The organism is Lentzea guizhouensis (assembly GCF_001701025.1).
Classification (GTDB): Bacteria; Actinomycetota; Actinomycetes; order Mycobacteriales; family Pseudonocardiaceae; genus Lentzea; species Lentzea guizhouensis.
Genome location: NZ_CP016793.1, coordinates 48,533 through 61,920, shown reverse-complemented (window position 1 = coordinate 61,920; position 13,388 = coordinate 48,533). Strand labels below are relative to the sequence as shown.

At 70.1% G+C, this 13,388-nt stretch carries 12 protein-coding genes; 7 read left to right on the top strand and 5 right to left on the bottom strand.

Annotation, left to right across the window (positions count from 1 at the left end):
• Complete coding sequence (locus BBK82_RS00280; protein WP_083267705.1) at positions 1-3,234, bottom strand: hypothetical protein; 3,234 nt, start codon at positions 3,232-3,234, stop codon at positions 1-3.
• A gap of 233 nt (positions 3,235-3,467) precedes the next feature.
• On the opposite strand from BBK82_RS00280, the gene BBK82_RS00275 reads away from it, so the two are divergent.
• Both BBK82_RS00275 and BBK82_RS00270 read left to right on the top strand, forming a co-directional pair.
• Positions 3,468-5,123 (top strand): hypothetical protein, encoded by a 1,656-nt coding sequence (locus tag BBK82_RS00275; RefSeq protein WP_065913166.1) that lies wholly within the window; start codon positions 3,468-3,470, stop codon positions 5,121-5,123.
• Positions 5,120-5,545 (top strand): hypothetical protein, encoded by a 426-nt coding sequence (locus BBK82_RS00270; RefSeq protein ID WP_065913165.1) that lies wholly within the window; start codon positions 5,120-5,122, stop codon positions 5,543-5,545. Before BBK82_RS00275 ends, BBK82_RS00270 begins: the two co-directional genes overlap by 4 nt.
• Positions 5,546-5,701: 156 nt before the next feature.
• Here the strand turns inward: BBK82_RS00270 and BBK82_RS00265 are convergent, their stop codons facing one another.
• Together BBK82_RS00265 and BBK82_RS00260 are read right to left on the bottom strand one after the other, a co-directional pair.
• Positions 5,702-6,364 carry a hypothetical protein gene (locus BBK82_RS00265; RefSeq protein ID WP_065913164.1) on the bottom strand — a complete coding sequence of 221 codons (663 nt, stop codon included), beginning with the start codon at positions 6,362-6,364 and terminating at the stop codon, positions 5,702-5,704.
• A 102-nt stretch (positions 6,365-6,466) separates the two neighbouring features.
• A complete protein-coding gene (locus BBK82_RS00260) occupies positions 6,467-7,552 on the bottom strand; it encodes an ROK family transcriptional regulator (protein WP_065913163.1) in 1,086 nt (361 codons plus the stop codon).
• Positions 7,553-7,605: 53 nt separating this feature from the next.
• Here BBK82_RS00260 and BBK82_RS00255 point away from each other — a divergent pair, with 53 nt between their 5' ends.
• Entirely contained in the window at positions 7,606-8,772 is a 1,167-nt protein-coding gene (locus tag BBK82_RS00255; RefSeq protein WP_065913162.1) for a YbiU family protein, read from the top strand.
• Here the strand turns inward: BBK82_RS00255 and BBK82_RS52605 are convergent.
• A complete protein-coding gene (locus tag BBK82_RS52605; RefSeq protein WP_065913161.1) occupies positions 8,762-9,145 on the bottom strand; it encodes a sensor histidine kinase in 384 nt (127 codons plus the stop codon). The two genes, BBK82_RS00255 and BBK82_RS52605, sit on opposite strands and share 11 nt — an antisense overlap.
• Before the next feature lie 253 nt (positions 9,146-9,398).
• Here BBK82_RS52605 and BBK82_RS00245 point away from each other — a divergent pair, with 253 nt between their 5' ends.
• From BBK82_RS00245 to BBK82_RS00235, 4 genes are read left to right on the top strand one after another with little or no spacing between them, the layout of a single operon-like run.
• Positions 9,399-9,587: a helix-turn-helix domain-containing protein gene (locus BBK82_RS00245; RefSeq protein ID WP_065913160.1), complete on the top strand. Its 189-nt coding sequence runs from the start codon at positions 9,399-9,401 to the stop codon at positions 9,585-9,587.
• The gene (locus BBK82_RS00240) at positions 9,575-10,246 is read left to right on the top strand and encodes a DUF5753 domain-containing protein (RefSeq protein ID WP_065913159.1); all 672 of its coding nucleotides are present in this window, start codon (positions 9,575-9,577) and stop codon (positions 10,244-10,246) included. Before BBK82_RS00245 ends, BBK82_RS00240 begins: the two co-directional genes overlap by 13 nt.
• Positions 10,221-10,394 (top strand): DUF397 domain-containing protein, encoded by a 174-nt coding sequence (locus tag BBK82_RS47150; protein ID WP_083267703.1) that lies wholly within the window; start codon positions 10,221-10,223, stop codon positions 10,392-10,394. Before BBK82_RS00240 ends, BBK82_RS47150 begins: the two co-directional genes overlap by 26 nt.
• A gap of 60 nt (positions 10,395-10,454) precedes the next feature.
• The gene (locus BBK82_RS00235) at positions 10,455-12,038 is read left to right on the top strand and encodes a Rossmann-fold NAD(P)-binding domain-containing protein (RefSeq protein ID WP_065913158.1); all 1,584 of its coding nucleotides are present in this window, start codon (positions 10,455-10,457) and stop codon (positions 12,036-12,038) included.
• Here BBK82_RS00235 and BBK82_RS00230 read toward each other — a convergent pair.
• Positions 12,006-13,367: a cytochrome P450 gene (locus BBK82_RS00230; RefSeq protein ID WP_065913157.1), complete on the bottom strand. Its 1,362-nt coding sequence runs from the start codon at positions 13,365-13,367 to the stop codon at positions 12,006-12,008. The two genes, BBK82_RS00235 and BBK82_RS00230, sit on opposite strands and share 33 nt — an antisense overlap.
• Between the last annotated feature and the right edge of the window lie 21 nt (positions 13,368-13,388).

Genomic DNA, 13,388 nt, shown 5'->3' with positions numbered 1-13,388 from the left:
CTACTCGGGTGCGGTCATGACCGCGAGAGCCGCCTCACGCACGTCGGGGTCGGGGTGAGCACGGACCTGGCGCACGATCGCGAGCCAGAACTCCGGCCAGCCCTCCGCCTCGCCGGCCACCGCGGCGAAGCCGAGGGCCACCAGCGGGGCGGGGATGACCACGTCGGTGGCCAGGCGGCGCACGTCGTCGATGGCGATCCCGGCGAGGCCGTGGCGCAGCCAGCGCGACAACGCCGTGCGCACCTCCAGTGCGAGCACCGGGCGGGTGCCCAGCGAGGCCGCGAACAGCACCTGGTCGAGGACGTCGGCGTGCTGCCACTCGACGGCGCCGGCCGCGAGCTTGATCGCCTCGCGTGGCATCTCCGCGGCGAGGTCGGCAGCCAGCTGCCGTTCGAACGCCCGGTGTGCCGCGGAGGTGCGGTCGTCGGCGAGCAGTTCGACGACCTTGCGGATCCGTTGCCGGGCGGGCAGGTCGCGGTCGGGTACGGCGTCGAAGGCATCCACAGTGGACAGCAGGCGCGTCACGACGGACCGCAGCGGCGTCAGGTCCGAGGCGCAGCTGGAGATCAACGCGCCGAGGGCTGCCTGCCAGGTCGCCGTGTTCGCCAGGTCCGCGGTGAGGTCGGCGAGCAGGTCCGTACCGCCTTCGTCCCACCGCGACCACAGCGGCAACCGGGACAGCGCGGGCTCGGCGATGCCGGGTTCCCGGCGCACGGCGACGGTGCGCACCAGTGCCGCGTACCGGTGGCGGTGCCGTGCCGCGATGAACTGCGGGGGCAGCTCCAGCACGGAGAGCGCCACGGCCTGCTCACCCCCGGCCGCCGCGGACAGCAGGTCCCAGGCGGTCTCCTCGTCGAGGAACCACCGGCACGCCGACACGATCGCCCGCTTGACGTCGCGGTGGGTGTCCGGCCAGATCGCGGTGAGCTCGGCCGGCGCACCCGGCGCCTGGTGTTCGGCGAGCAACCGCACGGCCTCCTTGCGCGACGTCACCTTCTTGCCGCGCAACACCGGTGCGAGCAAAGCGGAAAGCTTCGACGGCGAGGTGAAACGCGCGCACCGGGTCGCGGCATACACCGCAACGCGCGCACGGTCGGTATCGGCGAACGCCAACAGTTCCGGCAGCACGTCACCCGGCTCGTCGGTCCACGCCAACGCGCCCATCGCGGCCTCCGCCAGCGCGACTTCCCCGTCGTGCAGGAACGTGCGCAACACCGCGGTCGTACCCGGCACGCCGCCCAGCCGCAGAACCGCGTTCACCCTGGTGCCGAGCGCGTTGTCGGACCGCGCGATCACCTCCAGCTCAGCCGCGTACGCCGTGATCTGCCGGGGCATCCACAGGTGGAAGCAGCGGTCGTAGAACGGTACGAAGCTCACGCTGGTGACCCAGAACCGGCCCCGCACGGACTGCCCGGTCACCAGGTCGAGCAGGTCGGTGCGCCGCGTCGACACCGCTTGCTGCACCTCGTGGAGCGTGATCGCCGAGATGTCGTCGAACAACACCGCCTCGACGCGGGAGTCCCGCGTCCTCACCGGGGCCAGCCACAGCCCGATCGCCCGCCGCGCAACGGTCTCCTGCGCCGCGAACCGCGCCTGTCCGATGACGTCCTGCAGCTCGGCCAGGTCCCACGCCCGCCGGCCCAGTCCGACGGCCAGCGCGAGTGCCATCGAGTACTCGTCACGGCGCGCGTCAGCGGTGATCCGCGGCATCAGGACCGCCAGCACCTGCTGTTCGGCACCCCGCGGCAGCGACCGGTACAGCCCGTGCAGGCTGACGTGGCGGTGCTGCTCGCCCAGCCGTCCCATCCCGTCGAGGCCGGCCTCCACCAGCCGTGCGTCCCCGGTCACGGCGCCCTGCCGGATGAGCGTGCCCGCCAGCTCCCGCACCGCGCTCCACGTGCTGTACGAGCTGTCGCGGGCTTGGGTGGCGTCGAGCATCAGCTTGGTCAGCAACGGCGCCTCGGACGCGCGGAACAGCCACGCCGGCACCTTCGCCAGCGCCGTGAGTGCCGTGGCGCGCACGGGGTCCTGCTCGTTCGGCAGCCGCGTCAGCGTGGCGAGGACCGCCGCGAACACCTCGGGGTCCCTGCTCGCCGCGGCCGCGCGGAGGTAGAGCGGGTACGCCTCGGCGCGTTCCTCCGCCGTGGCCCGCTTCGTCGCCTCCAGCAACACCGGCCCCGCCTCGTCCCAGGACAGCCGCGCGGTCACCGCCAGCCGCTGGGAAGGGGAGTCCGCGACGCGCCGCAGACCCAGCAGCCGCCGTGCTTGCACCGCCCGGTCGGCCGTGGGCAGCTCGTCGAGGACCTCGATCGGCACGTCCGGCTGTTCGCCGGTGGCTCCGCGGTAGACGGCGGCCCGGCGCGACGGTGGCAGCGAGTGCAGGAAGTGCCGCAGCCGCGCGGTGGTGAGCCTGCGCGCCACCGCGACCAGCGCCGCCTCGTCGACACCGCCGAGCCGGCTCCAGAACGCCCGGCTGTCCGGCTGGTGTGCCTTGCCCTGCGCCAGGATCCGCGCCACCCGCTCCGGTGCGACCCGCGCCAGCCACGGCGGCACGTGCACCGACCACACGTGCGGCAGCACCCGTTCGAACAGGTCCAGCACCCGTTCCGGCAGGTGCGCCGACGCGCTGCGCACGCCGTCCGCGCGCCACGACCAGATGGTCTTCCACTCCTGCGTCGGCGCGGCGTCGAGCTCCGCCTCGACCAGGTCCAGCAACGCCGCCGGGTGCCGCTTGCCGATCGCCGACCAGTTCGCGGCCGCGTGCTCCAGCTCCCGCAACGGCGGCGCCGAGCACACCGACAGCAGCCCCGCGGCCTCGTCGTCGCCGTACCGCTCCCGCACGAACGGCAGCAGCGCGTCCGCGAGCTCCGTCGCCTGCTGCCCGCGCACCAGCTGGTAGAGCCGCCGGCGTGTCGCGACAGCCATGTCCGGCAACCGTTCCAGGAACGCCTCGGCCGGCAGCCCCAGCCGCACCGCCGCGCGCAGAGCACTCCACAGCACGGACGTCTCCCGCGCGCCGAGCTCGCGCCGCACGTGGTCGCGGTGCTCCGCGATCGCCGCCATCTGCACCGCGAGCCGCCGCTCGAACACGGCACGCCCGGCCAGGTCGGCCAGCACCGCGTCGAGCTCCGGCGTGCCGGCGAGCGCGCGTGCGGTGGTGGCGATGTGGCGTTGCCGCGCGGGTGCGGGCAGCGGGTCGATCGCGGTGAGCAGGTCAGCGGCGGTGGTGGTCACACCGGGAGAGTCTGCGGCCGGCCCGGCGTGAGCGCGAACGGATTAGCCGGCCCGCGCGCACAGGTGTGGCACAGGCGGCTACTCTCGACGCCTTGGGGGATTGTGGGACCACCTGATCGTGTCGAGGAGCTGGGGAGCTCCGGTCTGCGGACACGGTCTGTCTCCGGGGGTCGCCCGTCCTCTTCCTGCTGGTGAAGCGCTGTTGAGCGTTCAGGCGAGGAAGTGACTTGGGGATGCTGTCTGTGGAACTGGCCCCGTCCGGGCTGCGCGATCTGGTGGTCGTCGACCCGGTCTGGCCGCGGAAACGGCGAAGATGGCTGCTGATCGCCGGCGAGGTGGGGATCTCGCTCGGAGCGGCGGCCTTGCTGGTGCTGTGGGCGCGCGGGGTGGAGGTCGACCCGCTGGACCGGGTGGGCCAGGTCAGCGGTCTCGCGGGCCTGCAGCTGCGGTTCGCGCTGATCGCACTGGCCGTGCTGGTCGTGGTGGTGATCGCCGCACGGACGCGGTACGCCCACGTGGTCGAACGGTTCGCGGCCGCCGCGGCGGCGGGGTTGTTCAGCGCGCTCGTGGCGGGCGCGGTGGTGGTGGCGTTGCGTGGCACCACGTACGGGCTGTTCGCGAGCTATGGCGACGCGGGCGTGGTGACGGAGTGGGCGCGGTCGCTCGTCCAGACCGGTGAGATGCCGTGGAGCTACCCGCCGGGGTTCATCCACGCGATGGCGTGGTACAGCGAGCTTTCCGGCAGCACGCCAGAGGCCTCGTTGAAGGTCATGCAGATCCTGGGCACCGCGGTGTTCGGCCCGGCCGCGTACCTGTCGTGGCGGCTGGTGCTGCGGCCGATGTGGGCGCTGGTGCTGGGCGTGGTGCCGAGCATGGTGCTCATCGAGCCGTACAAGGTCTACGCGAACCTGATGCTCGTCGTGTTCGTGCCGGTGGTGCTGTTCCTGTTGCAACGCCTGCGCAAGGCGGACCACCTGACGTACCGCGGGATCGTGGCGCGGGGCATCGGGGCCGGTGCCGTCATCGGTGTGGTGTTCCTGGTCTACTCCGGCTGGTTCGTGTGGTCGGCACCCGGTGTTGTCGTTGCGGCCCTTGTGGTGTTCCCGTGGCGCACGGGTCTGTGGCGCGGCTTGACGTTGGTGGCGGTCACGACGGTCACGTTCGTGGCGGTGTCGTGGATCCACCTGTCCACCATCGTGTCCGCGTCGGGCGGAATGGTCGACCGCTACTTCTACTTCGACGTCTACGCCGAACCCACCTACATCGCGATGACGCGCGGCGACATGCCGGGTGCGCTGCCGGGAGTGTGGCCGCCGCCGGGTGAGCTGGGCGGTGTGGGCGTGTTCACGGTCATCGCGCTGGTCGGTGTCGCGGCCGCGATCGTGGTGGGGCGCAACCGGACCGCGGTCATCCTGCTGACGAGCCTGTTCGCCGGCGCGTGGCTGATCCGGTTCTACTACGCCTCGACGATGTACGAGCGTGACGCCGTGCAGCTCTACCCGCGCAGCAGTGCCGAACTGCTCTACAGCATGTTGCTGCTGTGCGGTTTCGCGCTGTACTTCGGCATGGAACGACTGGAGGGCGTGCCGAAGCTGCGGCCGTGGCTCGGTGCGCGGTCGCTGCGGATCGCCGCGCTGGCGGGGATGTGCGTGCTGATCGCGATGGTCGGGTCGTCGATCGGTGACCGGTACATGCCGCGTTCGGACGACTCACTGGGCATGCTCGCGTTGGCCTCGCACCTCACACAGCAGCCTGACGGCACGTGTCCGGCGTACGCGCAGTCGCTTGGCATCGGTTGCGGGAAGACGTTCGAGGAGTACCGCGCCTTGTTGCCTCAGTTGACGCACAACGCGCCACGGCCGGGCGAGCTTCCGCACCGGCCGAGGTGACGAGCCGGGTCGTCGCGGTGGTGGCCGCGGTCCTCGCGGTCGCCACCGGACTGGCCGACCGGTTCGCCGAGCCGGTCGCGGTGCCGTTCGGGCAGGAGCCCGGCTGGTTGCTGACCGTGCTCGACACGATGAGGGTCAACACCCCCTACGAGCTGTACGCCGTGGTGATCATTGCCGTGCTGGTGGCCGTGTGGCGGCGTGATGTCGTGGTGCTCGTGGCCTCGGCGGGCCTGCTGGTGTACCTGTGGTGGGACCGGCCCACCGGGCAGGGCATGGCGTATCTGAGCCAGGAGGAGTTCGCGGAGGTGCGCGGCTCGCTGGGCACCAACGGCTTCATCGCCGGCGGTGTGCTGCTGGCCGCCGCCGCGAGCAGCGCGATATATCAGTTCGCCAGGGGCGGTAGGCGCTCAACCGGGTCGTGATGTGCCGGACGGACTCGACCTCGGTTTCACGTACGTCTCGGCGCGCAACGACGTCGAGCGCGCCGGGTCCACGTCGTAGCCGGATGCAATGCACCGCACGTCAGCTGCCGTGACCATCTAGCTGGTGTTAGAGGGTCTCGCAGGCGTGAAGCCAGGTCAGCGGTTGCCGACCAACGTGTCCAGCGTGGCCGTGCCGTTCTGCTCGCACCGGGCCCCTGACTCGCGCAGGGCGGTGGGGTTCTTCGCCTCGTCCTCCTTGCCCGCGTCCTTGAACAGCTTCGTGAGGATCGCGAGCTGTTCGTCGGCGCCGGCGAACAGGAACTCGCTGCACGTCGACCGTGCGTTGAGCGGCCCGTCGGACGGACCGGAGCCGCCGCCTGCGAAGTACAGGCCGCCGATGATCAGGGTCATGATCAGCAGACCGAGCGCGAGGCCGCCCTTGCCCGGTTGCTTCTCCTGCACCAGCCACGCCTCGACGGCCTTGATGAACGGGCTCGACTCGGTGAGCCGTTTGTCGATCCAGAACTCCCAGTCGACCTTGACGTGCTCGTCGGCGACCTCGAACTGGGCGTGGTCGGCCGCGAACAGCGCGCTCACCACGAGTTCGCGCGGGTACGACCACGACTGGAACGGGTCGGGCCGCACGACCACGAGGCGGTCGGGCAGCAGCAGCACGACGTCACGCGCGCCGCGGGCCAGTCGTTCGGTGTGCCCTGACCCGATGACGGCGCCCGCCAGCCAGGCCAGCACCTGACCGCGTTCGTGTTCGTCAAGGGCGTCAACGGCGATCTCAAGCAGGCCGTCGAGGTCCGGCTCCATGGGCACCACTTTCGGCAGCGGGGGACGCCTGGCTATCGTTCGGCGCCCGAGCCGGAGTTACCCCGGAGAGCTCAAATTCGTCCGAATGGCTCTGCCGTGACGCTAACCACGTGACGCTGCGATCACGGCCGTTTGCAGTCGGTCCACCGCATCGGTCCGGGCGCCGGTGATCGGGGCGTCGGCGACCTTCGCCGCGACGAACGGCACCCGCCTCGGCATCACCAGAGCGGCCGCCTCGAACAACGGCGTCAGCCGCCCGCCCCACGATCCGCCCAGCACGATCAGCTCCGGGTCGAGCACGGAGATCAACGTCGTCGCGACCCCGATCACCGCGTCCGCGATCCACGCCAGCGCGTGGTTGTCCGCCGCCAGCAACCGGTCGACGTCGATCGCGGTCGTGCGCGGCTTGCGCAGCCCGAGCAGGCCGAAGACCTCGATGAACGGCACCGCGCGACCGTCCGGCCCGATCGTGTGGACGTGCGCGAGCTCGCCCGCGAGCCCGGAGAACCCTCGCCGCACCTCGCCGTCGTTCACCAGCGCCCCGCCGAGGCCCTCGCCGAGGTAGAGGTACAGGTAGTCGCCGGACGCCTGCTCGGCCCGCGCCGCCCAGTTCACGTCGTTGTCGACGACCACCGGCCCGCGCACGAACGGCCTCAGCACCCGCACCGGGTCCAGCTCACCGGTCAGGAACGGCGAGTCCGGCAGCTGCACGAGCCGCCCGGTGTGCCGGTCGACGGGATCGGCCGCGCTCACCACGGCCAGCCGCACGTGCCCGCCCAGCGCCGGGTCGGCGACGGCGGCGGCAGCCACCGGCAACGCCGCCGGCACGTCCGCCGGCGACTCGATCTCCACGAGCTCCCGCGCCACGACGTCGCCGTACACGTTGACCAGCTCGGCCACGACCCCGCCGGCGCCGATGTCGACGACCAGCGCGCTGCCGACGTCCTCGGCGAGCGCGTAGAACGACCCGACCCGCCCCTTGCCGCGCCCGCCCGGCGTGCGCTCGCCGGTGTCGGCCACCAGCCCGTTCTCGGTCAGCCGCCGCACGCTGTCGCTGACCGTCGGCTTCGACAACCCCGTCAGCACCGCGAGCTCGGCCCTCGTGAGCTTCCGCTCGGCCAGCAACGAGCGCAGCACGTGCTCGTCCGAGATCGAGCGCAACAGCTCGACAGAGGGCTTGGCAGTCACCCCACCAGCATATTAGCCTTCTAGTTAGGGAGTCTTACTAGAAAGGAGCTCACATGCTGCCGAGCTGGGAGACCACACCGGAGGACCTGCCAGGAGCTGTGCGCGAGGTCAAAGCAGCGATCCGAGCTCAGATCGAGGCGTCCGGCCGCACCGTCGAGGAGGTGTTCGCCGTCGTCGAGCAGCACATCAAGCTCGAGGTTGACGCAATCAAGTCAAGTAAAGATGTATGGCCCGTCGTCAACTACGACGAGCTCGAATCAAGTGTTGACGCCGTCAAGCGGCGGGGTTGCGTCGTCATCCGCGGCCACTTCCCGCGCGAGCAAGCTCTCGCCTGGGACCGGTCGATCGTCGACTACGTCGAGAGCAACGGCTTCTTCGAGCAGTACCGCGGCCCCGGCGACGACTTCTTCGGCAGCGTCGGCTCCAAGCCCGAGATATATCCAATATATTGGTCGCCCGCCCAGCTCGAAGCTCGCGAGAGCCCGCGCATGGCCCGCGTGCAACGGTTCCTGAACAGCCTCTGGAAGCACGACGGCTGGTTCGACCCCGACAGCGACGTCGGCTACCCGGACCGCATCCGCCGCCGCCCGCCCGGCACCGACTCCGGCGGCCTCGGCACCCACCTCGACCCCGGCACCCTCGACCTGTGGATGACGAGCGAATACCAGCAGGCGTTCCGGCACCTGTTCAACGGCACCGTTGAGCAGTACGACCCGTGGGACGCCGCCCACCGCACCACCGGCCCGCAGTACCCCGGCACCACGATGTGCTCGGTCTTCCGCACCTTCCAGGGCTGGACCGCCCTGTCCGACATGCGCCACGACCAAGGCGTCCTGCACACCGTCCCCATCCCCGGCGCGATGGCGTACCTGATGCTGCGCCCGCTGCTCGACGACGTCCCCGAGGACGACATGTGCGGCGTGACCGTCAACCAGGTCTTCCCGGTCAGCGAGAAGTGGCACCCGCTGCTGCTCGAAGCCGTCAGCGGCATCCCCGACGTCCAGGCCGGCGACTCCGTCTGGTGGCACTGCGACATGATCCACAGCGTCGCGCCGGTCGAGGACCAGCAGGGCTGGGGCAACGTCATGTACATCCCCGCCGCCCCCATGTGCCCGCGCAACGAGCGGTACGCCGAAGAGATCGAGCACGCGAAGCAGACCCGGTCCAGCCCGAGCGACTTCCCCGCCGAGCACTACGAACGCGACTGGGTCAGGGCGTGAGCAGCACCCGGAACACCGCGCCCTCACCCGGCGCGGTGTCCACCTCCACCCGCCACCCGTGCGCCGCCACCAGCGCCGCCACAATCGCGAGGCCCAGCCCGGTCCTGCCGCTGTCCCGCCCGCGCGCCGAGTCGGCCCGGTAGAACCGCTCGAACACCCGCGCGGCCTGGTCAGCAGCCAGTCCCGGCCCGTGATCAGCCACCTCGAAACCAAAATCAGACAGCCGCACCTCGAGAGGCGACCCCGACGGCGTGTGCGTCAACGCGTTGTCCAGCAGGTTCGTCAGCACCTGCCGCACCTTCCCGTCATCAGCCCGCACCACCACGGGAGCACCCGGCAGCGACAACGACACCGTCCGCTCCGGCGCCCGCACCCGGCCTTCCCGACGAGCACCAGCGCGGCCTGTTGGTGGGCGAGCCACAACGCGGTTGTGCCGGTGCCGTTGGGATACGCGGTGTTGAGGTTGTTCTGGGCGACGTCGACCTGCGGCTGCGCCGCGGTCGGGTCGAGCTTCGCGCTGTGGACCGGCTGCCGGATTCCTGGCAGGTTTCCTGATGATCGTCGCTCGATCATTTTCACCCGAATGAGCCCACTCGTGCTCTTCGAGCAACGCTTAGCGTCAGAACATGGCCACGACCACACCTTCCACGGCGTACAGCCGCGACCTGGGCGACGAGCTGCGCCGGTTGCGGGAGACCTCGACGAACCTGAGCGGTGCCGCGCTGGCGATGCGGCTCGGCTGGGATCCCAGCAAGGTCTCGACGATCGAGCACGGCAAGTACGCGCGAGCGAGATCGACCTGGTGCAGTACCTGACGATGTGCGGGAAGGACGTCGACTTCTTCGAGGAGTTCAAACGGCGCTACCGCAACGCGTTCGACGAGTACGTCGTCCAGGTCTCGGACAACCTGCGCACGCTGGCCCTGGCGGAGTCGACCGCGGTGGCGATCACCAGCTACGACCCGCAGGCGATACCGGGTCTGTTCCAGACCGAGGAGTACGCCGACAGGCTGTATCGACTGGGTGGGTACATCGCGGAGGACCGCATTCCCACGGTGGTGCGGTTCCGGATGGACCGGCAGTCGATCTTGCGGCGACACGATCGGCCGACTTGCTTGTTCTACATCCACGAGCACGCGCTGCAGACGCAGGTCGGCGACGCGCGGATCATGGAGGAGCAGTACCTCAAGCTGTTGTTCGCCGCGCACCTGATCCGGGTCGTGCCCACGGACGCGCCAGTGGTCGTGTCGAGCTGCGTCCTGTGGGAGTTCGAGAAGGCGATGCCGGTCGCGTTCACGTCGACCGATCTGGCGAAGGTGTTCGTGCAGGATCCGGCTGCGATCGCCAGGACCCGGCTGCTGTTCGACCGTTTGGCTGAGGTTGCCTTGGATGCGGAACAATCGCGGAGCAAGCTGGCTGAGTACGTCAGCCCACCGCGAGAGGACCTTGATGACCCAGGAACGCTCATGGCGTAAGAGCAGCTATAGCGGTGCGACGGAGGACGACAACTGTGTCGAGGTTGCGCTGGTCAGCGCCGCCTTCGTGCGTGACTCGAAGAACCTCGACGGCCCCGTCCTGACCTTCGCTCCGGCCGCCTGGAAAAACTTCCTCGAAACTCGTTGAACCGTTCTCCGTCTCACCACGTGTCATCGCCGTCAACAGGTGAGTAGGGGGAGCGGTTCGATGGCACGCGACGACGAGAAGACGGTCCTGCTCGGCCAGGTCGGCCCGACGGTGATGCTGCCGCGTCAGGGCGCACAGCTCGTGCGCCTGCAGCGGCGCAACGCCCCGATGCGGGTCGACGTGGCCGGTGGCGGTCCGGTCGGGCTGGCGTTCGCGTGCTCGCTGAAGTCGATGCTGGGCGACCAGGTGTCGGTGCGCGTGTTCGACCGCAGGTGGAAGCGCCACGCCGACCGCGTGGTGTGGAAGAACGCCGCCGACGGCAACAACCGCCGCGAGCAGGTCGTGACGCTGCAGAGCAACGTGTGGGCCGCGCTGCCTGCCGAGGTGCAGCAGCGGTTGTTCGTCGACGGCCGCTTCTCCGAGATGTGGCCGCTCGGCCCGGACTCACCCGCCTCCAAGGGCCGCCCGCGCAACATCAAGATCCGCTGGATCGAGGACGCGCTGCTCGACCTCGCCCAGGACCAGGGCGTCGAGCTGCTGCCGCAGGCCTACACCGTTCCCTCGAAGTGGGACGGCCTGCACGTGCTGGCGATCGCCGACGGCGCCCGTTCCGCGACCCGTGAGTCGTTGAAGCTGCACTTCGGCACGCCGTCCCGCGAATTGTTCTCCTTGGACGGTTCGCCGCTGGACGAGCGCGTGCTGGGCATCCGTGTCGTGTCGACGAAGGTTCCCGACGAGCACACCGTGCCGTTGACGGTGGCGCAGAACCGCTTCCTGTTCAACTCGATGGGCGGCGGCTTCATCAACATGCGCCTCACCGCGGAGGAGGCGTCGGAGATCGTTGCGTTGGGCGCCAACGGTCCTATCGGGTGCATCGGCAAGTTCGGCTGCACCATGCGCCCCGAGGGCACCCGCTTCGTGTGCGACCGGCACCGCTCGGTGTTCAAGCCGTCCGTCGACAAGCTCTCCTACCTGTGGCCCCGGATCCTCGACGGCCTGCGGTTCTTCGGCGTCGGAGTGGCGGACGTCGTGGGCATCACGTCGTTCACCCTGGGCATGCAGCAGATGTCGAAGTTCACCGCCCAGCTGTCGCCCTCCACCTACGGCTTCCTGCTCGGCGACGCCGCCAACTCCCTGCACTTCTGGCCCGGCCGAGGCCTCAACACGGGCCTGAAGAGCGCGCAGTCGCTCGCCGTGAACCTGTTGCAGCGCTGGAAGGGCCGCGGCTTCCGCGCCGCCGACTTCGCCCAGCACGAGGGCATCATGCAGCAGTTGCAGTACCGCGAGAAGTCCCGCGCCTGGACCACCATGCTGATGCCCGACGCCGACGGCATGCCGCGCGGCATCGAGGACCGCATCCGCGACGGCCTGGTGGGCCCGTTCGACCGCGAGTCGCTGATCGCCGAGATGTTCCAGCGCGTCAAGGACATCAAGGCGCGCATGGGCGACCGCATGGGCCCGCTGGCGACCGACGAGTGGTACCTGGGCCGGATCCAGGCGCTCGACGTGCGCACGCTGAAGGTCATGGTCGAGTCGGGGGCGTGGATCACCCGCGAGATCGGCGGCGACGAGGTCGTCGTCCCGACCGCCGCTCCTTCGGAAGCTCCGGTGTCAGCGCGTCCTGGCCTCTCGCTGGTCTCCTGACGCCGTCAGGCTGACCGGCAACCGCTCGAACCCGCGCAGGATCCTCGTCGGCCGCCGCCCCGCACCCTGCTCCAGCCGCAGGTCGGGGAAGCGCCGGAACATCGCCCGCAACCCGATCTCGCCCTCCATCCGCGCGAGCGCCGCACCCAGGCAGTAGTGCCGGCCCGCGCCGAACGACACGTGGTCGCGGGCGTTGTCCCGGGCCACGTCGAACCTGTGCGGGTCAGCGAACACCTCCGGATCGCGGTTGGCACCGGCCAACACGGTCGCCACCAGCTGGCCTCGGCGTACCGGCACGCCGAGGATCTCGGTGTCCCGCATGCACATCCGGCCCGTCAGCAGCACCGGCGGGTCGTAGCGCAGGACCTCGTCGACCGTGTTGGCCCACAGCTCCGGCCGTGCGCGCAACACCTCCAACTGGTCAGGATTCCTTGCCAGCAAGGAGATGCCGTTGCCGAGCAGGTTGACCGTCGTCTCGAAGCCGGCCGCCAGCACCAGGCCCGCGGTGCTCTTGAGCTCGCGCTCGGTCAGCCCGATGCCCTCGTCGCGGGCGCTGATCAGCTGGCTGAGGAGGTTGTTGCCGGGGTTGGCGCGCAGGGTGTCGATGTGGTGGCTGAGCCAGGCGTCGAACGAGGTCAGCGTGGTCTCGACCGATCTGAACACCCGCCACGACAGGCCGAGGTCGAGGCTCGGTGCCGCGGCGGCGCCGAACGCGAGCACCTTGGCGCGGTCCTCCTGCGGGACGCCGAGGATCTCGCTGATGACGGTCACCGGAAGCAGCCCGCAGTAGGTCTCGATCAGGTCGACCGGGTCGCGCGGGTCGAGGCCGTCGAGGAGCTGCTCCGCGATCTCCTGCGTGCGGTGCCGGAGCTGCTCGACCGCACGCACGGTGAACACGCGCGTGACCAGCTTGCGGTAGCGCGTGTGGTCAGGCGGCTCGGTGACCAGCAACGACGGCGGCTGCACCGGGTGCAGCACGTCGGTGGAAGCCCAGTCCGCGATCTTGCCGAGCACCCCGTCGCCGTAGCGTGGCCGGGTGGCGTGGAAGGCGTCGCTGCCGAGCACCTCGCGCACTGCGGCATGACGGGTCGTGACGTGTCCGATGCCGGTGGGCGCCAACGGGCCGTGTGCTCTGATCTCGTCGAACAACCCCGTGAGGTCGTTGCCGTTGCTCGCTTCGACGGTGATGCGGCCCTGCAGGTCGCCTTTGCGCGCGGCCAGGCGCAACGCCACCCTCGGCACGCCGTGGTTCAAGCCCCAGCGGATGACCGTTTTGATGGTCGCCTCCTTCGCCCCGACGAACGACGCCCAGGGTAAGGGCTCGTTCACGCGATCGGGTGGGTCGTTGCG